The sequence below is a fragment of the Muribacter muris genome (assembly GCF_001038205.1).
GTDB classification, from domain to species: Bacteria; Pseudomonadota; Gammaproteobacteria; order Enterobacterales; family Pasteurellaceae; genus Muribacter; species Muribacter muris.
Map to the genome: position 1 here is coordinate 1 of NZ_JWIZ01000038.1, position 19,487 is coordinate 19,487.

The window sequence follows — 19,487 nt, forward strand, 5'->3', positions numbered from 1 at the left end:
TGCGACCGCTTAATCCCACAACAAAAGGGCGTTTGGCAACATCTATACCACCGTAAATGTGTTCGTTCATCGTAACCTGCCTTGTATTCGGGTACTATGCGTGCAACTGTACGGTTTTTGTGATGAATGTTATCGGCTCTCTAAGCTACAAGACGAAGTGCTTTCGAGGGACGCAACGAGATGCTGATAACGGGTTATGTTGCGGAGTATAACTTAATGTAGATATACAAGGGACACACTCCGTGTGTCCTTTATAAAAATCAAATTATTTCAATAGGTTAAAATCCGGACACATGCAGTGTGTCCCGACAAGCGAACAAAAAACAACTTTGTGCAACTGCTACATAATATTGTAATGTTGCAAAAAAAGCGGTCTGAACTGACCGCTTGTTGAATGGATAGGGCGAGTTACTCGCCCTTTAGTTGGCTTAATGGCTGTATTTGGTTTCGTCAAATTCCGGGAGCGGTTTGTGTTGGCTGCCAAGGAAGGTGTAGATAACCGGTAATACAAACAGCGTAAAGAGCGTGCCAATGCCCAATCCGGCTACAATTACCATTCCGATGCTAAAACGGGCGATTGCCCCTGCGCCTGAGGCGAACAGTAATGGGATAAGACCTGCGATCATCGCTGCCGTTGTCATCATAATCGGGCGTAGGCGAATGGTTGCTGCGTGTACAATCGCTTCAAAGCGGGATTTACCGTGATTGAGCTGTTCCTCTTTCGCCACTTCACACATTAAAATACCGTGTTTGGTGATTAAGCCGACCAGGGTAACTAATCCGACTTGTGAATAGATATTTAAGGTCGAGCCAGCGATTTTGGCGATGCCGAGAATGTTCATTACTAATAATGCACCGCTTACCGCAAGTGGTACGGAGACTAAAATCACCATTGGATCACGCCAAGATTCAAACTGAATTGCTAACACTAGGTAAATAATGACAACTGCCAGTGCGAAGGTCATCGCCATTGCGTTACCTTCCTGCACATATTGGCGGGCTTCAGCACGGAAATCGTATTGATAGCCTTTCGGCAGGGTGCGATCAAGCTCGGCTTTCGCCCAGTTTACCGCATCGCCGATTGAGCCTGCCACAACTCCGGCAATCGTTGCCGAGTTGAGCTGGTTCATTCTCGGTAAGCTGGACGGCTGGGTAGTCAGTTCCATCGTTGTGAATGAACCGAGCGGAATGGACGCACCACTGGCGGTGGTAACATAATATTTCATCAAATCTTCCGGATTTAGCCGGTCGTTACGCACCGCTTGCGAGACAATCGGATAAGCCCGGGAGTCAATATCCACACGGGTAATAATCGCACCAGATAGGAATGCACCTAATGTGCTGCTGACCTGCTGCATTGTGATGCCGTAGCTACCCATTTTTTCACGATCAAATTTCATACTCATTGTTGCCGTATCGAACTTGAGGTCGAGGCTTGAGAAGAAAAATTGACCGGAGGCTTGCGCTTTTTTGAGGAAGTCGCTGGCGACATCAGCTAATTTTTCGTAGCTGTCCGAGCTGGTTAGCACCAGTGAGAACGGTAAGCCGTTTTCACCGGTTGAAATTTCAGGGAACGCAATGGCGTTAATATCCATTCCGACCACACTTTTACCGGCTGTGGCAACGTCGTTGGAAATAGCGGCACGTTCACGGCTACGTTCATTCCAGTCTTTTAAGGAAATAATGGATAACGCACTGTTTCCGCCGTTGAAGCCTGCGATTGTCATCATCGCATCGACTTCAGGGATTTTCTGCACGCTTTCTTCAAATGGTTTGATTGCTGCTTGGGTGTAATCCAAATTGGTATTGGACGGCCCGTTGGCGATACCGACCACGAAGCCGCGGTCTTCCGTTGGGGCAACTTCGCTGGAGAGCGATTTGAATAAGAACGGTAGGCTGATAAAAATCAGCACTGCAAAGCCGAACATTACCCAACGCACAGACATCACCGCTGCCAGCATATTGGTGTAGCAGCTTGTCATTTTGTCTAACATTGCGTTGATACATTTAGCGAAACGCCCTTCTTCGTCGCCATTGTGGGCTTTTAAAACACGGCTGGACATCATCGGCGAGAGCGTTAAAGCCGCAATCCCCGAAATAAAGACCGCACCGGCTAAGGTTAAGGCAAATTCTTTGAACAATGAGCCGGTTACGCCCTCCATCAACGCCATTGGCGAGTAAACTGCCCCAAGGGTGATTGTCATCGAAATAACCGGCACGGCGATTTCCCGTGTGCCGATAATAGCGGCATCGAACGGGCTTTTGCCCTCTTTAACGTGGCGTTCGACATTCTCTAGCACCACAATGGCATCGTCCACAACCAAACCGATCGCTAAAATCAGGGCTAATAACGTTAATAGGTTAATCGAAAAGCCCATCATTTGTAGAATAAAGAGGACGCCGATTAAGGAAATCGGAATTGTAATAACCGGTACGATCATCGCCCGTAGTGAGCCTAAGAACAGGATAATCACCACTAACACGATTAACGTCGCTTCGCCGATAGTTTTGACTACTTCGTTGATCGAGCTGTTAATGGCAATGGTTTTATCGTACATAATCTGCCCGTCAATAGATTCGGGCAGGTTTTTGACGACCTGTGCAAACATCGGGTAAATGTCTTTGGCAACCGTCAGTGAGTTAGCGGTGGAAGCGGCAGAGACGGCTAATACCACCGCTTCTTTGCCGTCTGCGGTCGCACGGGCGGCATCGCTGGATTTATCCAGTTCTACTGTTGCAACGTCTTTGAGCTTGATTTGATTGCCCTCTGCCGTTGTAGCAAGCGTTACATTTTCCAGTTCGGAGACAGACGGCGTGGTCGATTGGACTTTGTTACGGTAAACCGTGTAGTAGCCGTTGGCATTGCCCGCCGCCGTTTGTAAGTTATTGGCACTCAATGCCGCTAACACACTTGCACCGGACAGGTTATTCGCCGCCATTTTGTCGGGGTCAAGCCAAATGCGTAAGCCGAAGGTTGCGCCGCCGAAAATATCCACGCTGGATACGCCGTTTACGGTGAAAAATTGCGGCTTCACTACACGGTTAAGATAATCGGTTACCTGTGAGGCGTTCAGCTCATCGGAAACGAAGCGGATATACATTAACGCATCGTTTGAACCGGTCGAAACGCTGATGGTCGGATCGTCAATCCCGCTCGGCAAATTAGAACGTACCGCATTCACTTTTGCCGAAATATCGGCAAGTGCAGTATTCGGATCGGTATTTAATTTCATCTTCGCCGTAACGGTGGTGGTACTCGGCGAGCTGGAAGAGGTCATATAGTCAATATTATTGGCTTGAGCGACCGCTTCTTCCAGTTGGGAGGTAACGAGTGCTTGCATCAGGCTGGCATCCGCACCGGAATAATTGACACTGACCGTTACAATGGATACGGTCATTTCCGGATACTCACGCACCTGCAATTTGTTGATCGATTGTAAGCCTAAAATGGTAATCAATAGGCTGATACAAATCGCCAACACCGGTCGTTTAATAAAAATATCGGTAAATTTCACGGCTTACCTCATTATAATTTATTCACGTTTGCCGGAGCGGTAACGCCGACTGCCTCTTGATCGGAGAGGCTGACTAACGCATTATTGGTTAAACGCTGCAAACCGCCGGTAACAATTAAATCGCCGATCTTTACCCCTTTGCCTAATTGCGCATAGATACCGCTGCGATCGAGGGTTTTTACTTCTACTTGCTTGGCTCGGAACATTTTATTCACATCAAGGCTTGGGTTTTGTTCCGCCATTTTGGTTACCATTGCTTTGTCTTCATCGGATAGCGGTTGTAAAACGTACACCGTTTCGCCGTACATTGTGTAGGTAACGGCAATTTGCGGCACGATAATCTGGTTTTTCTCGGTCGTTAATGCCACATTTAAACGAGCGAACATACCAGAGAGCAGTTTTTGTTGCCCTTCTTCGACAATCGCTTCTAAATTGATTAAGCCGGTAGCACGATCCACCGCCGGTTCAATCGCGCTGATTTTTGCTGGAAAGGTTTGTCCTGCCAGCGCATCGACTTGCGCCGTTACTTTTTGGCCGACAAAAATATGCTCTAAATCCGTTTGCGGCAAGGTAAAGCGGATTTTCATTATGCTTTGATCTTCCACCCGGACAATGTCCGTGCCGACATTGATATATTGCCCGACATTTACATTGACGATCCCCGCCACACCACTAAAGGGCGCATAGATTTGACGGCGTTTAATCGACTCTTTTAAAGACTCAATATTGGCGACTAACTGATCGTAGGCGGCTTGTGCATTATCCAACTCCATTTGCGAAGCACTTTTGCTGGCAATCAAATTACGATAGCGTTGCAAAGTGGCACGCACCGAAGGTAATTGGGCTTCGGTGGCCCGCAAGCTGGCGCGTTCGACCGAGCTGTCTAATTCCACTAATAGCTGCCCTTTTTCGACACGCTCACCCGATTTCACCAGCACACGGCTGACTGTGCCGCCGATTTGCGAGCTAAGCATTGCCCCTTGATTTGGGCGGATAGAACCCACGGCGGAGAGCATTGGTGTCCATTCCTGCGGTTGTACCTTCATCGCCGTTACTTGACTGACGGACTCCGGCATATTTTGGGCAAATTCTGCCTTTTTCTTTGCAATAAATTGTTGCATAAAAACCACCCCGCCAAATACGACAAGGACGATAATTAACATAAGCACAATGAAAATCTTCCGCCCGACACCGGGTTTTTGGCTTTTCGTTGTCATATTTTCTCCCTAAAATTAGTTTAAAATGTCATTGCTTTCCAAGTATGGTGCATCACGTCTTCCAACGTTTTGGCAGAAAACTGCGCCAATCCAACCGCTTGTAAGTGAGCGAGATCCAAAGCGACCCCTAGACTAAGTGAAAACAGCACTTCGCTCGGTAATTGGGCGATCACGCCCGCATCTTGCCCACGTTTAACGAATAAGTTCCACGTTTCCTGAGGATCGTTAAAACATTCGCCGATAATTTGTTGCAAACCGGATAACGCACGATATTGGTACAAATTGACCGCCACCGTTGGGTTATCCTGCAAAAATGCCCACTTACACTGCCAAAGTTGAGCGTACTGCTCTTGTAGCGGTAGCGTCAAATCCAAGCAGGTATAAGCGGTTGAACAAAAACGCTCGTATAGATCGTAGGCAAGCCGGTTGAGCAGATCATCTTTATTTTTGAAATAAAGATAGAGCGTGCCGGAGGCTAAGCCCGCCTCTTTAGCAATTTTGTGCATCGATAAATTTTGCAAGCCGTCTCTTGCCATTAGCAATTCGGTACTGGAAAGAATGTGGCGTGCCACTTCATTTAAAACAGGTTGTTTTTGCATAAATCCCCCTAAATGAACGGTCGTTCATTTTACTGATTTTCCGATTATTTACCAAAGTGCTAAGCGTAAAATTTTTGTAAATTACGCTGCCTCTTTTTTGCAGATTTTTGCGCCAAACCGCCCGCTTGCCCGCATTGAATTTACGCAAACGTTTGCGGTATAATTTGCAATGTTTATTTCAATCTATCTTACTAAGGAAACAGAATGACCGACCGTCCAATTCAACAGGCGTTACTCAGTGTGTCCGATAAAACGGGCATTGTCGAATTTGCACAAGGCTTAGCAAAGCGAGGCGTAAAATTACTCTCCACCGGCGGTACTGCGAAATTATTGGCAGACAGCGGGTTAGCCGTAACGGAAGTGTCCGATTACACCGGTTTTCCTGAAATGATGGACGGGCGGGTGAAAACATTACACCCGAAAGTACACGGCGGGATTTTAGGTCGCCGTGGCACAGACGATGCGATTATGCAGCAACACGGCATTGAGCGTATTGATATGGTGGTGGTTAATCTCTATCCTTTTGCACAAACTGTGGCGAAACCGAACTGTACCCTTGAAGATGCGGTAGAAAACATTGATATTGGCGGGCCGACAATGGTGCGTTCGGCAGCGAAAAATCATAAAGATGTGGCGATTGTCGTCAATAACTGCGATTTTGATGCGATTTTGCGTGAAATGGATCAACATCAAAATTCACTGACATTGGCAACCCGTTTTAATTTAGCGATCAAAGCCTTTGAACATACGGCGCAGTACGATTCAATGATCGCCAACTATTTCGGGCAAAAAGTGCCGCCTTATCAAGGGGCGGAGGAAGAGGATCTCGCCCAACCGTGCGGGCAATTCCCTCGCACCCTCAATTTGAATTTCACCCGTAAACAGACAATGCGTTACGGCGAAAACAGCCACCAAAATGCCGCGTTCTATGTGGAAAATGATCTGAATGAAGCCTCGGTTGCGACTGCAGTGCAATTACAGGGCAAAGCCTTGTCTTACAACAACATTGCGGATACCGATGCGGCATTGGAATGTGTGAAAGAATTTGACGAGCCGGCGTGTGTGATTGTAAAACACGCAAATCCGTGCGGTGTGGCACTTGGTAAGGATATTTTAGAGGCGTATGATCGTGCCTACCAAACTGACCCAACCTCAGCATTCGGCGGTATTATTGCGTTTAACCGGGAACTAGACGGCGCAACCGCCCAAACCATCGCCGATCGTCAATTTGTGGAAGTAATTATTGCACCAACCGTATCCGATGACGCAAAAACGGTGCTTGCGAAGAAGAAAAATGTGCGTGTGCTGGAGTGCGGTGAATTTAGCCCGGCGCAGCCACGCCTTGATTTTAAACGGGTAAACGGCGGTTTATTGGTGCAAGATGCCGATCAAGGCAGTGTGGAGATTGACGGTTTGCAATGTGTTTCAGAACGTAAACCGAGCCAAGCGGAAATGGAGGATTTACTGTTCTGCTGGAAAGTGGCGAAATATGTGAAATCCAATGCGATTGTGTATGCGAAAAATAAACAGACCATCGGCATTGGCGCAGGGCAGATGAGCCGTGTCTATTCGGCGAAAATTGCGGGCATCAAAGCGGAAGACGAAGGATTACAAGTTGCCGGTTGCGTAATGGCGTCCGATGCGTTCTTCCCATTCCGAGACGGTATTGATGCGGCGGCAAAAGTGGGGATTACTTGCGTGATTCATCCGGGCGGTTCAATGCGTGATCAAGAAGTGATTGATGCGGCGAACGAACACGGTATGGCAATGGTGCTGACCGGAATGCGTCATTTCCGCCACTAAACGTATTTAAAATAAAGCCACACCACCTTTGTGGGTGGCTTTGTTATTTGCAAAAAAGAGTCGGGAAACGACCGCGTACAAAACAGAATTTTTTATCAAAATCTTAGGAGGAACTTGTGTTCAAACAACTGCAACAAGTCGGTAAAGCATTTATGCTGCCGATTGCTATCTTACCTGCCGCCGGCTTATTATTGGGCATTGGCGGTGCATTATCCAACCAAGCGACCGTGCAAGCCTATCCGCTGCTCAATCACCCGACCATACAAGGCATTTTTCAAATTATGTCGGCGGCGGGCAGTGTCGTATTTGCGAATTTAGCACTGCTATTGTGTATCGGCTTGGGCATCGGGCTGGCAAAGCGGGATAAAGGCGTAGCAGCGTTGGCGGCGGTGGTCGGCTACTTGATTATGACCGGCACGATTGCCGCACTCATTCCGATTTTTTCACCTCAAACCAAAGGTATTGACACGGGCGTGATCGGTGCGTTGGTGATGGGGCTGATCACGGTGAAATTACACAACCGTTATCATAATATTCAGCTACCACAAATTTTAGGTTTCTTTGGCGGTTCACGCTTTGTGCCGATTGTTACCGCATTTGCGGCAATTTTGGTTGGCAGCATTTTCTTCTTAATTTGGCCGACCTTCCAACAGTGGCTGCTTTCTGCGGGACAGGCGATTGCCTCAATGGGGGAAATCGGGACATTCTTTTACGGCTTTTTAATGCGGTTAAGCGGCGCGGTCGGCTTACACCATATGATCTACCCGCTGTTCTGGTTTACGGAATTAGGCGGTACGGAAGTGGTGAACGGTGAAACAGTTATCGGCGCACAAAAAATCTTTTTTGCCCAATTGGCTGACCCGCAGCATCAAGGTCTGTTTACCGAGGGAACACGCTTTTTTGCCGGACGTTTTGACACAATGATGTTCGGCTTACCGGCAGCCTGTTTGGCGATGTATCATTGTGCGTTGAAATCACAACGGGCGAAGGTCGGCGGCTTATTTTTAGGGGCAGCATTGACCTCGTTTATCACCGGTATTACCGAGCCGATCGAATTTATGTTCCTGTTTGTCGCCCCGTGGCTTTATGTGTTCCACGCGGTGTTAGACGGTGTGTCGTTCTACCTTGCCGATCTGTTTAACATCACCATCGGCAATACGTTTTCGGGCGGTTTTATTGATTTCTTACTGTTCGGTATTTTGCAAGGCAATGATAACACCAACTGGGTGCGGGTCATTATTATCGGCTTGCCGTGGGCGTTGCTCTACTATTTCAGTTTCCGTTTCTTAATCCAAAAATTCAACGTGATGACACCGGGCAGAGCGGCGGAGCAGGAAGATGCACACACGCAAGCGGTAACATCTTTGACCGAAAATGCAAAAGCGATCATTGTGGCACTAGGCAATGCGGAGAACATTGAAAATGTTGATGCCTGTATCACCCGCTTGCGGGTAGCGGTGAAATCGGTCAAACCGGTGGATAAAGCCGCTTTGAAAGCGTTAGGCGCGATTGATGTCTTAGAAGTCGGCGGCGGTATTCAGGCGATTTTTGGGGCAAAAGCGGTCTTGTATAAAAGCGAAATTAACCAAATTTTAGGACGGGAAGATTAAGCGAAAGCCTAACGCTTTCTCTTCTTGACATTCCAATAAAGTGGCGTATAAATACCCATCAATCGAATATTTATACGCTACATAAATCGGAGGTGCGTGTTGAGCCAGTTGCAATCCCATTCACTTAGCCATAAAGATGTCATCATCAGTCAAATTAAACAAGAATTCTTTGGGGGTTGGCAACCTTTTGAAGTTGTGTGGTTATTACTGTTTATCGCTGCACAAATTGTCGTCTATTATTTCTATCCCGATTCCGTATTGGCGATGATTGCCGGTATTTCGGGGATCATCTGTAACGTATTTATTGGTAAAGGTAAGATCAGTAATTATGTCTTCGGGCTGATTTTTGCGTATAGCTATTTTTACGTTTCCCTTGGGGCGAACTATCTGGGCGAAATGAATACCACGCTTTATGTCTATATTCCGGCACAATTTATCGGCTATTTTTTGTGGAAACAAAATATGCAGCAGGATAAAAGCAGTGAAGCGGTCATCACCAAATCCTTGAGTGTTAAAGGCTGGTTAGGCTTGGTAGCGTTTATCGCCATCGGCACGCTACTGCTTGCGCAGGCATTAAAGGCAGCGGGCGGCAGTTCGACATTATTAGACGGTTTAACCACCATTATTGTGGTTGCTGCCCAAGTTTTGATGTTGCTGCGTTATCGTGAACAGTGGATTTTGTGGATTGTATTGAATATTTTGGCGATCAAATTATGGGCGGAAAATCCGTCAATGTACGTGATGTATGGTGCCTATTTGCTCAATGCGATCTACGGCTATTACAACTGGACGAAGTTGCAAAAATAGCTTTTTCACCGATAAATCAAAGGTTGAGGGTTCTCAACCTTTGTGTTTTCCGTTATCCTTGACACAATTTTTTCAACCTATTATTCCGTTTTGCAACTACCGCTGCCGATTCATCAAATTGATGATGACACTTTTGATAACTTCTATGCCGAAAATAGCTTGCTGCTGTTGGATTCGTTACGTCAAAATTTTAATGATGTACATCAGCCGTTTTTCTATATTTGGGGAGGCAAAAGTAGCGGAAAAAGCCATTTGCTCAAGGCGGTCAATAATCACTATCTGCTCAATTCCCTCTCTGCCAGCTATATTCCGCTGGAAAAATCCCACTATTTTTCACCGGGGGTATTGGACAATGCCGATCAGCTCGATGTGGTCTGTTTGGACGATCTGCAACTGGTGGCGGGCGATGAGGCGTGGGAACTGGCGATTTTCGATCTGTTTAACCAAATCCGAGAGCAACAGAGTTTATTCAATCAAGGGCGAAAAACGCTATTGTTAATCAGTGCCGATCAGCCGCCTAACCGATTGAATATCAAATTACCGGATTTACGTTCTCGGCTGACGTGGGGCGAAGTCTATCGTTTGGGCGATTTGAACGATGAGCAAAAACGCACGATTTTGCAACGCAATGCGCATAATAAGGGGTTGGAGCTGTCTGACGAGGTGGCAAATTACCTGTTAAAGCACATTGGGCGGGATTTGCACCGGCTCACCACCCAACTGGACTTATTGGATCGCGCCTCGTTACAGGCGCAGCGGAAATTAACCTTACCTTTCGTCAAAGCGATTTTAGGGCGATAAAATGGATCAACTCAGCTTAGTCAATCTTGCGTGTGAACGGGGCGAAACCCGATTATTTGAAGGCTGTCATCTGACCGTTTCAAGCGGGCAATGGTGGCAAATTGAAGGACATAACGGCATCGGCAAAACCAGTTTATTGCGTATTTTGGCGGGCTTGGCGGTGGCGGCAGAGGGGGAGGTGCGCTGGAATGACGTGCCGATCCAAAAACAGCGGGAACAATATTATGCCTCGCTCTTTTATCTCGGGCATTTTGCAGGTATTAAGCCGGAACTGACCGCTTGGGAAAATCTCCGCTTTTATCAAAAAATGCAAGGTTTGCCGTTAAGCGATGATCGCCTTTGGCACGCATTGAATAAAGTCTCGCTCATCGGGCGGGAAGATTTGCCCTGCTCCCATTTATCTGCCGGTCAGCAACGGCGGGTGGCGTTGGCAAAGTTATGGCTGACTGAAGCAACCCTTTGGATTTTGGACGAGCCTTTCACTGCCATTGATAAAAAGGGTGTGAGCGAGTTAATCGAGCATATCGAACAGCACTGCGAGCGGGGCGGCATAGCGATTTTTACCAGCCACCAAAAAGCCGACAGTGCCAAATTGCAGACGCTATCTCTGGATCAATTTAAAGTATAACAATGACACTTATCACCATTATTCAGCGTGAGCTGACCATTGCTTTCCGTAAACCTGCCGAGATTTTGAACCCTCTGTGGTTTTTTTTGATCGTTATCACAATGTTTCCACTCTTAATGGGCCCGAACCCCGAATTATTAGCTAAAATTGCCGCAGGGACAGCGTGGGTGGCGGCGGTGCTGTCCGCTTTGCTCTCGTTTGAACGGCTGTTCCGAGATGATTATGCGGACGGCTCGCTCGAACAACTGATGTTGCTGCCGACCGGCTTAGCCCAAGTCGCATTAGCGAAGGTGATCGCCCATTGGCTTTTAACCGGTTTGCCGCTGATTTTGCTCTCACCGATTGCCGCGATCTTATTATCATTGGACGTTAAAGTCTGGTTTGCACTGGTGCTGACCCTGTTACTCGGCACGCCGATTTTAAGTTGTTTAGGCGCGATTGGCGTAGCATTAACGGTCGGGTTACGCAAAGGCGGCACGTTATTAAGCCTGTTAATTTTGCCGCTTTTCCTGCCGGTATTGATTTTCGCTGCCGCCGTATTAGAAGCCGCTACCTTGAATTTAGGCTATCACGGACAACTAGCGATTTTAGGTGCAATGTTAGTGCTGGCTCTGACTTTTTCGCCCTTTGCGATTGCGGGGGCATTACGCATTAGCTTGCAGTAACACGCGGTGAGTTATCGGCAAAATTTTACCAATAATGAGGATTTTTTATGTGGAAGTGGTTACACCCCTATGCAAAATCGGAAACCCAATACCGATTATTAGGCAAAATCCAACCTTGGCTGGGCGGATTGAGCTTGTTGATATTGGCAACCGCATTTGTGTGGGGCTTGGCATTTGCGCCGAAGGATTACCAACAGGGCGATAGCTACCGGATTATTTTTATTCACGTGCCGGCTGCGATTTGGTCAATGGGCGTTTACGGCTCAATGGCTGTCGCCGCGTTGGTGGCATTAGTGTGGCAGATCCGCCAAGCTAGTCTGGCGATGATCTCAATGGCACCGATTGGGGCAGTGTTTGCGTTTATTTCGTTAGTTACCGGTGCGGTGTGGGGTAAACCGATGTGGGGCACTTGGTGGATATGGGACGCCCGCTTAACCTCAGCGTTAGTGCTGTTCTTTTTATATCTTGGCGTAATGGCACTTTATTCTGCGTTTCAAGACCGCAGCATTGGTGCGAAAGCCGCGGGTATTTTATCTATTGTGGGCGTGATTAACCTGCCGATTATTCATTTTTCGGTAGAGTGGTGGAACACTCTGCACCAAGGGGCAACGATTACCAAATTTGATAAACCCTCAATGGCGGTGGAAATGTTAATTCCGCTACTGCTTGCCATCTTCGGCTCAATGGTGTTTATGATTTGGTTTAGCATTTTACGTTACCGTAGCGCCTTACTGCACGATGAGCGTAAACGCCCGTGGGTACAAGCCTTAGCCGCACATTTTAAGGAGTAATAATGACGTTCCAATTTGATTCAATCGCCGACTTTTTCGCAATGGGCGGCTACGGTTTCTATGTTTGGTTATCTTACGCCATCAGCTTTGCAACCGTAGGCTTGCTGATTTGGCAAAGCAAACGGGAAATCCGCCAAACACTCCGCCAAACCAAAAAAGCCCAAATGCGGGAAGCGCAGCTTAACAAAACATCACAATAAAATAGACAAGCGCTCGGTTGAAGGCTATTTTTTGCCAAAACGGCATTACGGTTAGCGATATAGGCTCAATGACTGATTGATAGCGTTTTATTGATGGACGCTTTTAGTGTCCGATATTTTAGATGAAAAATCGCCGGCGATCTCTCAATCGCAAAAAATCGGCACAAATCGACCGCTTGTTGCGGTTAAAAGGAGTAGAAATGCGGCATAGCTTGACTGTTTTAGCGTTACTTCTGCCGTTGGCAGCTTGTCAAACGCCAATATCCAATCCCGTTGAACGCCCGCCCCATTGGGCAACGGTCATCAACAAAGCGAGTAATCTATACCGCCTTGATCAGCGTCTGTTTCGCAGCGAGCAATTACAGGCAACGGATTATCCGCTACTCAAGCAACAGGGGATTCGCACCCTGATAAACCTCCGTTTTTTTGATCGCAATGATGATAAACACGCCTTTGGCAATCAAGATCTCACCTTAATCAATACGCCACTTTTGACGTGGCACATTACACCGAGCGAGGTAGCAGGCGTACTATGGCAGATTGAACAAGCACAGCAAAGGGGCGGCGTGTTGGTTCACTGTTATCACGGCGCGGACAGAACCGGCTTAATTTCCGCAATGTATCGGGTGATTTACCAAAACTGGTCTATTGAGGAAGCCAAGCGGGAAATGCTTGAGGGCGATTATGGCTTTCATTCGATTTGGAAAAATATTGAGCGGCTCTTTAGTGCAGACAATGTGCAGCAAATCAAACAGGAATTGGCACGGCTGCGAGCCAATTAATCGTGCAAGTGCAAATTCAGGTTAAAAAACTGTGATACTTCTCACAGTTTTAGGTTTTGCTTATTATGCAAAATAGGGTTTTGTGATAGTGTGCAACTCTTGATATAAAATTGTGGGAGCAGATTATGACAACACCGAGTCAATTATCCACCGTAAAAGATAATCAAACCCTAAAAAGCAGTTTAATTTTGCTGTTTGATGTGGTTTTATTTTTTGTCTTATTGAATACTTTACCGTTTGAACCGCTGGCAAATAAAGGGCTTGCTTTATTGGCGTTTGTGGCGGTTTTATGGCTAACGGAAGCCATTCACGTAACGATCACCGCATTGCTTGTGCCGATTTTAGCCGTAGGTTTAGGGCTGATTGAATCGAAACAGGCGTTAGCCACTTTCTCCGACCCGATTATTTTCCTCTTTTTCGGCGGCTTTGCCTTAGCGACTGCACTGCATATTCAGAAATTGGATAAAATGATTGCCAATACCATTTTAAGAATGGCGGGAGGGCGTCTGTCTTTGGCGGTGGTTTATTTAATGGCAGTAACCGCCGCTCTCTCAATGTGGATCAGCAATACGGCAACCGCCGCAATGATGTTGCCGCTGGCAATGGGGGTATTGAGTAATTTAGATCAGCAAAAAGAGCATAATACCTATGTTTTCGTGCTGCTAGGCATCGCTTATAGTGCCAGTATCGGCGGTATGGGAACGCCGGTCGGTAGCCCGCCAAACGGCATTGTAATGTCGAATTTGGGAATGAGCTTTGTGGAATGGTTTGCTTACGGCTTACCGATAATGATACTGCTGATGCCGTTAATGTTCGGCGTGCTGTACATTGTGTTTAAACCGAATTTAAGCCAACGCTTTGAATTTAACTTTGAAAAAATCGAATTTAACAAAAGCCGTGTCATCACGCTTATCATTTTTGCACTGATTGCGCTACTTTGGGTATCAAGCAGCCATATTAACCCGCTGTTATCCGAGCTAATCGGCGTCAAAAAAATTGGCAGTTTTGATAGTATCATTGCGATTTTAGCAGCGATCTTACTCTGTGCTTCCAGAGTGGTAACTTGGGACGAAATTCAAAAAAATACCGAATGGGGCGTGTTGATGCTGTTTGGTGGCGGCTTAACCCTCAGTGCCGTACTCGGCAAAACAGGGGCAAGCAAAGTGATGGCGGACGGTATCGTCTTTCTGATTGAGGGAGGACATTTCTACCTAATTGGTTTAATCGTTGCTGCTTTCATCATCTTCCTCACTGAGTTTACCTCAAATACCGCCAGTGCCGCACTGTTAGTGCCGATTTTCATCTCAATTGCCGAAGCGTTAGGAATGCCGACGGTCGGTTTAGCAATGATCATCGGCTTAGGGGCATCTTGTGCCTTTATGCTACCGGTCGCAACCCCACCGAATGCAATCGTATTTGGCACAGGGCAGGTTAAACAGAATGAAATGGTCAAAGCCGGTTTTTGGCTCAATATCTTGTGTATCTTTGTGATTACAACCGTTGCATACTTCTTTTGGTTATAATCTCAAGATTTAAACAAGCGGTCGGTTTGCAGAAAAAGTGTGCAAACCGACCGCTTGCACCTCTTTGATGATAGCACCGATTTTGTTTCTATATTTCCCCCATAATTTCAAGTAAAATAGCCTCCAATTTTTGTTAGAAGGAATATCCAAATGTCCACTCAATTTGTTTATACAATGCACCGTGTTGGCAAGGTTGTGCCGCCGAAACGGCATATTTTGAAAGATATTTCCCTGAGCTTTTTTCCGGGGGCGAAAATCGGGGTACTCGGCTTAAACGGGGCGGGTAAATCGACTTTGCTACGCATTATGGCGGGGATTGATAAAGAGATCGAAGGGGAAGCCCGTCCGCAGCCGGGGATTAAAATCGGCTATTTACCGCAAGAGCCGAAGCTCGAACCGCAACAAACCGTGCGTGAGGCGGTGGAAGAAGCGGTGGCAGAGGTGAAAAATGCCTTAACCCGTTTAGATGAAGTCTATGCGTCGTATGCCGATCCCGATGCGGATTTCGATAAATTAGCCGCTGAGCAGGCAGAACTGGAAGCAATTATTCAAGCGCAAGACGGGCATAATTTAGATAATCAGCTAGAACGTGCTGCCGATGCGTTACGCTTGCCGGATTGGGAGGCAAAAATCGAGCATTTGTCGGGCGGGGAACGCCGCCGTGTAGCACTTTGCCGCTTATTGCTGGAAAAACCGGATATGCTGCTGTTGGACGAACCGACCAACCACTTAGATGCCGAATCGGTGGCGTGGCTGGAGCGTTTCCTCCACGATTACGAAGGTACGGTGGTCGCCATTACCCACGACCGCTATTTCTTGGATAACGTTGCCGGCTGGATTTTAGAGCTTGACCGTGGCGAAGGGATTCCGTGGGAAGGTAATTACTCGTCTTGGTTGGAGCAGAAAGAAAAACGTCTTGCCCAAGAGCAAGCGGCGGAATCGGCCCGCCAAAAATCCATTGAGAAAGAGTTGGAATGGGTACGCCAAAATCCGAAAGGTCGCCAAGCAAAAAGCAAAGCGCGTATGGCTCGCTTTGAAGAACTTAATTCCGGCGAATATCAAAAACGTAACGAAACCAACGAACTCTTTATTCCGCCGGGCCCTCGCTTAGGTGATAAAGTGATTGAAGTGCAGAATTTGACCAAATCTTATGGCGATCGCACCTTAATTGACGATCTCTCATTCTCAATTCCGAAAGGGGCGATTGTGGGCATTATCGGGGCGAACGGTGCGGGTAAATCTACGCTGTTCCGTATGCTATCAGGGCAGGAAAAACCGGACTCCGGTTCGATCACACTGGGCGAAACGGTGGTGATGGCATCGGTCGATCAGTTCCGTGATGCAATGGATAACAGCAAAACTGTGTGGGAAGAAGTGTCGGGCGGATTAGATATTATGCGTATCGGCAACTTTGAAATCCCAAGCCGTGCTTATGTGGGGCGTTTCAACTTTAAAGGCGTTGATCAACAAAAACGGGTCGGCGAATTATCTGGCGGTGAACGGGGACGTTTACACCTAGCCAAGCTGCTCCAAGTCGGCGGCAACGTGTTGTTATTGGACGAACCGACCAATGATTTAGACGTTGAAACACTGCGGGCATTAGAAAATGCGATTTTAGAGTTTCCGGGCTGTGCATTGGTGATTTCCCACGACCGCTGGTTTTTAGACCGTATCGCCACCCATATTTTAGATTACGGCGATGAAGGCAAAGTTACTTTCTACGAAGGCAACTTCTCTGATTACGAAGAGTGGAAAAAGAAAACCTTTGGCGCAGAAGCTCTGCAACCGCACCGAATGAAATATAAACGTATCGCTAAATAGCAGCAAGCGGTCGGAATAGGCAAAAAATATGCAACAGCATCGTGATGTTACAATAGATTGACATCATCAAATATGCTAAAGACGCTATGCAGGCGGTCATTTATGACAGATACAGGCTTGCCGTCCACTGGATATTTATGTTGGGTGCATTGCATAAAAACACGGAAAACCGACCGCTTGTTTAACCCTTTCGATTAACAACGAGGTAAAAAATGGAAACGATTGAGAAAATCAAAAAACAGATCAGCGAAAACCCGATTCTACTTTATATGAAAGGTTCGCCGAAATTCCCGTCTTGCGGCTTTTCTGCTCGTGCGGTTGAAGCAGTGATCAACTGCCAAGTGCCGTTCGGCTATGTGGATATTTTGACTAATCCGGATATTCGTGCCGAGTTACCGAAATATGCTAACTGGCCGACTTTCCCGCAATTATGGGTAGAGGGTGAGTTAATCGGCGGCTGCGACATCGTGCTAGAAATGGCACAAAAAGGCGAACTACAAGCCTTATTGAAAGAAGTTGCGGAAAGACATCCAGCGTAATTGCTCTTAAAAAACGGCTCTGAGTGAGCCGTTTTTTATTTGACAGAGAAAGTCGTGAGCGTATATCAAACTATTGTGTCGATGTTTATAAAATCGTCAAAGAAACGTGGTGTGATTGAAAATAACAATAAACACCCCATATTTTTCCCGTTATACAAGCGGTCTGATCCCGCTTCTTTTTTGCAATTTTAAGAGGAACATTATGAGTACAAATCAAGAAACACGTGGCTTTCAGTCCGAAGTCAAACAATTATTACAGTTAATGATTCACTCGCTTTACTCTAACAAAGAGATTTTTTTGCGGGAACTGATTTCTAACGCTTCCGATGCGGCGGATAAATTACGTTTTAAAGCGCTTTCCCAACCGGAGTTATATGAAGGGGACGGCGAATTGCGTGTGCGGATTTCGGTCGATGAAACCCTTGGTACGCTTACCATCAGCGACAACGGGATTGGAATGAACCGTGAGCAAGTCATCGATCATTTGGGGACGATTGCCAAATCCGGTACGAAAGAATTTTTAAATGCGTTGGGTGCAGACCAAGCGAAAGACAGCCAACTGATCGGGCAATTTGGGGTAGGTTTCTACTCCTCTTTTATTGTTGCCGATAAGGTAACGGTTAAAACCCGTGCTGCAGGCGAAAGTCAGGGCGTATTGTGGGAATCTGCCGGTGAGGGTGATTATACCGTTGCCGATATTGAGAAATCCGGACGCGGTACGGACGTGATTTTGCATTTAAGAGAAGAGGAAAAAGAGTTTTTAAGCGAATGGCGTTTGCGTGAGATTATCGGCAAATATTCCGACCATATCGGCTTACCGGTTGAAATTCAAACCAAAGAATATGATGACGAAGGCAAGGAAACCGGTACAAAATGGGAAAAAATCAATAAAGCGCAGGCGCTTTGGACGCGGGCTAAAAATGAGATTTCCGATGACGAATATAAAGAATTTTATAAACATCTGAGCCACGATTTTGCCGATCCGCTCTTGTGGTCGCACAATAAAGTAGAGGGTAAGCAAGAATACACCAGCCTGCTTTATGTGCCGAGCAAAGGCCCGTGGGATTTGTTCAACCGTGATCATAAACACGGCTTAAAACTTTACGTTCAGCGTGTCTTTATTATGGACGATGCCGAACTGTTTATGCCGAATTACCTGCGTTTTATGCGTGGGTTACTTGACTCGAACGATTTACCGCTCAACGTTTCCCGTGAGATTTTACAGGATAACAAAACCACTGCAGCGTTACGTTCGGCACTAACCAAACGTGCGTTACAAATGTTGGAAAAATTAGCCAAAGATGATGCTGAAAAATATCAAACCTTCTGGAAAGAGTTCGGTTTAGTGCTGAAAGAAGGGGTGGGTGAAGATTTTGCCAACAAAGCGCAAGTCGCCGGTTTACTGCGTTTTGCCTCCACCCATTCTGACAGCAACGAGCAAGCGGTGAGTTTGAGCGATTATCTTGCAAGAATGAAAGAGGGACAAAAGGCAATTTACTTCCTCACTGCCGATAGCTATACCGCTGCCAAAAACAGTCCGCATTTAGAGTTGTTCAATAAAAAAGGCATTGAGGTATTACTGCTTTCCGATCGTATTGACGAATGGATGATCGGCCACTTGACCGAATTTGACGGCAAACCGTTGCAAAGCATTACCAAATCCGATTTGGACTTAGGTGAGCTCGCCGACAAACAGGAAGAGGAAGCGCAAAAAGCACAGGAAGCGGAGTTCGGTTCATTCTTAGAGCGTACCCAAAATTATTTGGGAGAGCGTGTCAAAAAAGTGGCATTAACCCACCGCTTGACCGATACGCCGGCAATCGTTTCAACGGATAATGATGAAATGACTACCCAAATGGCGAAACTGTTTGCTGCAATGGGGCAAACCGCACCGGAAGTGAAATACACCTTTGAGCTAAATCCGGAGCACGCAATGATTAAACGTATTGCCGACATTGCCGATGAAAGCGAGTTTAATGATTGGATCGAATTGCTGTTCGACCAAGCACTACTTGCCGAACGTGGCACGTTGGAAAACCCAACAGCGTTTATTAAACGGATGAATAGACTGCTTAGCGTCTAAATTAGAGCAATAGTACTTATCTGAGTGGTTAGATGATTAAGGTCTGACCACTTTTTTTATGTTTACTTTTATTTACTTTTAGTGTAACGGAAACTTATTGAAT

16 protein-coding genes are annotated in these 19,487 nt (G+C 46.7%); 13 read left to right on the plus strand and 3 right to left on the minus strand.

What is annotated here, in order from left to right; translation table 11 throughout:
- Positions 1 to 428 precede the first annotated feature (428 nt).
- Genes RO21_RS06755 through RO21_RS06765 form a run of 3 tightly spaced genes read right to left on the minus strand, consistent with a single transcriptional unit; the run spans position 429 to position 5,331 of the window.
- The gene (locus tag RO21_RS06755; protein WP_047977041.1) at positions 429 to 3,515 is read right to left on the minus strand and encodes an efflux RND transporter permease subunit; all 3,087 of its coding nucleotides are present in this window, start codon (positions 3,513 to 3,515) and stop codon (positions 429 to 431) included.
- Between the two features lie 11 nt (positions 3,516 to 3,526).
- A complete protein-coding gene (locus RO21_RS06760) occupies positions 3,527 to 4,732 on the minus strand; it encodes an efflux RND transporter periplasmic adaptor subunit (RefSeq protein WP_047977042.1) in 1,206 nt (401 codons plus the stop codon).
- Positions 4,733 to 4,752: 20 nt separating this feature from the next.
- Positions 4,753 to 5,331, minus strand: a complete 579-nt coding sequence (locus RO21_RS06765; RefSeq protein ID WP_047977043.1) for a TetR/AcrR family transcriptional regulator — start codon at positions 5,329 to 5,331, stop codon at positions 4,753 to 4,755.
- Between the two features lie 204 nt (positions 5,332 to 5,535).
- Here RO21_RS06765 and purH point away from each other — a divergent pair, with 204 nt between their 5' ends.
- From purH to htpG, 13 genes are all read left to right on the plus strand, one after another.
- Positions 5,536 to 7,134: a bifunctional phosphoribosylaminoimidazolecarboxamide formyltransferase/IMP cyclohydrolase gene (purH, locus tag RO21_RS06770; protein WP_047977044.1), complete on the plus strand. Its 1,599-nt coding sequence runs from the start codon at positions 5,536 to 5,538 to the stop codon at positions 7,132 to 7,134.
- Between the two features lie 116 nt (positions 7,135 to 7,250).
- The gene (locus RO21_RS06775) at positions 7,251 to 8,744 is read left to right on the plus strand and encodes a PTS transporter subunit EIIC (protein WP_047977045.1); all 1,494 of its coding nucleotides are present in this window, start codon (positions 7,251 to 7,253) and stop codon (positions 8,742 to 8,744) included.
- A 108-nt stretch (positions 8,745 to 8,852) separates the two neighbouring features.
- The gene (gene pnuC, locus RO21_RS06780; RefSeq protein ID WP_047977072.1) at positions 8,853 to 9,551 is read left to right on the plus strand and encodes a nicotinamide riboside transporter PnuC; all 699 of its coding nucleotides are present in this window, start codon (positions 8,853 to 8,855) and stop codon (positions 9,549 to 9,551) included.
- A 90-nt stretch (positions 9,552 to 9,641) separates the two neighbouring features.
- Complete coding sequence (gene hda, locus RO21_RS06785; RefSeq protein ID WP_047977073.1) at positions 9,642 to 10,352, plus strand: DnaA regulatory inactivator Hda; 711 nt, start codon at positions 9,642 to 9,644, stop codon at positions 10,350 to 10,352.
- A gap of 1 nt (position 10,353) precedes the next feature.
- Complete coding sequence (gene ccmA / locus RO21_RS06790; RefSeq protein WP_047977046.1) at positions 10,354 to 10,980, plus strand: cytochrome c biogenesis heme-transporting ATPase CcmA; 627 nt, start codon at positions 10,354 to 10,356, stop codon at positions 10,978 to 10,980.
- 2 nt (positions 10,981 to 10,982) lie between these two features.
- Positions 10,983 to 11,645 (plus strand): heme exporter protein CcmB, encoded by a 663-nt coding sequence (gene ccmB, locus RO21_RS06795; protein WP_047977047.1) that lies wholly within the window; start codon positions 10,983 to 10,985, stop codon positions 11,643 to 11,645.
- A gap of 47 nt (positions 11,646 to 11,692) precedes the next feature.
- Positions 11,693 to 12,436 (plus strand): heme ABC transporter permease, encoded by a 744-nt coding sequence (locus tag RO21_RS06800; RefSeq protein ID WP_047977048.1) that lies wholly within the window; start codon positions 11,693 to 11,695, stop codon positions 12,434 to 12,436.
- Between the two features lie 2 nt (positions 12,437 to 12,438).
- Positions 12,439 to 12,636 (plus strand): heme exporter protein CcmD, encoded by a 198-nt coding sequence (ccmD, locus tag RO21_RS06805; RefSeq protein ID WP_047977049.1) that lies wholly within the window; start codon positions 12,439 to 12,441, stop codon positions 12,634 to 12,636.
- Positions 12,637 to 12,836: 200 nt separating this feature from the next.
- On the plus strand, positions 12,837 to 13,418 hold the full coding sequence (locus RO21_RS06810; RefSeq protein ID WP_047977050.1) for a fused DSP-PTPase phosphatase/NAD kinase-like protein: 582 nt from the start codon (positions 12,837 to 12,839) through the stop codon (positions 13,416 to 13,418).
- A 125-nt stretch (positions 13,419 to 13,543) separates the two neighbouring features.
- Positions 13,544 to 14,941 (plus strand): DASS family sodium-coupled anion symporter, encoded by a 1,398-nt coding sequence (locus RO21_RS06815; RefSeq protein WP_047977051.1) that lies wholly within the window; start codon positions 13,544 to 13,546, stop codon positions 14,939 to 14,941.
- Between the two features lie 150 nt (positions 14,942 to 15,091).
- The gene (gene ettA, locus RO21_RS06820) at positions 15,092 to 16,762 is read left to right on the plus strand and encodes an energy-dependent translational throttle protein EttA (RefSeq protein WP_047977052.1); all 1,671 of its coding nucleotides are present in this window, start codon (positions 15,092 to 15,094) and stop codon (positions 16,760 to 16,762) included.
- 212 nt (positions 16,763 to 16,974) lie between these two features.
- Positions 16,975 to 17,301: a Grx4 family monothiol glutaredoxin gene (grxD, locus tag RO21_RS06825; RefSeq protein ID WP_047977053.1), complete on the plus strand. Its 327-nt coding sequence runs from the start codon at positions 16,975 to 16,977 to the stop codon at positions 17,299 to 17,301.
- A gap of 202 nt (positions 17,302 to 17,503) precedes the next feature.
- Positions 17,504 to 19,384 carry a molecular chaperone HtpG gene (htpG, locus tag RO21_RS06830; protein WP_047977054.1) on the plus strand — a complete coding sequence of 627 codons (1,881 nt, stop codon included), beginning with the start codon at positions 17,504 to 17,506 and terminating at the stop codon, positions 19,382 to 19,384.
- The last annotated feature ends 103 nt before the right edge of the window (positions 19,385 to 19,487 follow it).

What these genes read in the sequence shown, in the direction of transcription:
- htpG (WP_047977054.1), top strand. Translation starts at nt 17,504, where the DNA reads ATGAGTACAAATCAAGAAACACGTGGCTTTCAGTCCGAAGTCAAACAA.
- grxD (WP_047977053.1), top strand. Translation starts at nt 16,975, where the DNA reads ATGGAAACGATTGAGAAAATCAAAAAACAGATCAGCGAAAACCCGATT.
- RO21_RS06760 (WP_047977042.1), bottom strand. Translation starts at nt 4,732, where the DNA reads ATGACAACGAAAAGCCAAAAACCCGGTGTCGGGCGGAAGATTTTCATT.
- RO21_RS06800 (WP_047977048.1), top strand. Translation starts at nt 11,693, where the DNA reads ATGTGGAAGTGGTTACACCCCTATGCAAAATCGGAAACCCAATACCGA.
- RO21_RS06810 (WP_047977050.1), top strand. Translation starts at nt 12,837, where the DNA reads ATGCGGCATAGCTTGACTGTTTTAGCGTTACTTCTGCCGTTGGCAGCT.
- RO21_RS06815 (WP_047977051.1), top strand. Translation starts at nt 13,544, where the DNA reads ATGACAACACCGAGTCAATTATCCACCGTAAAAGATAATCAAACCCTA.
- ccmD (WP_047977049.1), top strand. Translation starts at nt 12,439, where the DNA reads ATGACGTTCCAATTTGATTCAATCGCCGACTTTTTCGCAATGGGCGGC.
- ccmB (WP_047977047.1), top strand. Translation starts at nt 10,983, where the DNA reads ATGACACTTATCACCATTATTCAGCGTGAGCTGACCATTGCTTTCCGT.
- RO21_RS06765 (WP_047977043.1), bottom strand. Translation starts at nt 5,331, where the DNA reads ATGCAAAAACAACCTGTTTTAAATGAAGTGGCACGCCACATTCTTTCC.
- purH (WP_047977044.1), top strand. Translation starts at nt 5,536, where the DNA reads ATGACCGACCGTCCAATTCAACAGGCGTTACTCAGTGTGTCCGATAAA.
- ettA (WP_047977052.1), top strand. Translation starts at nt 15,092, where the DNA reads ATGTCCACTCAATTTGTTTATACAATGCACCGTGTTGGCAAGGTTGTG.
- ccmA (WP_047977046.1), top strand. Translation starts at nt 10,354, where the DNA reads ATGGATCAACTCAGCTTAGTCAATCTTGCGTGTGAACGGGGCGAAACC.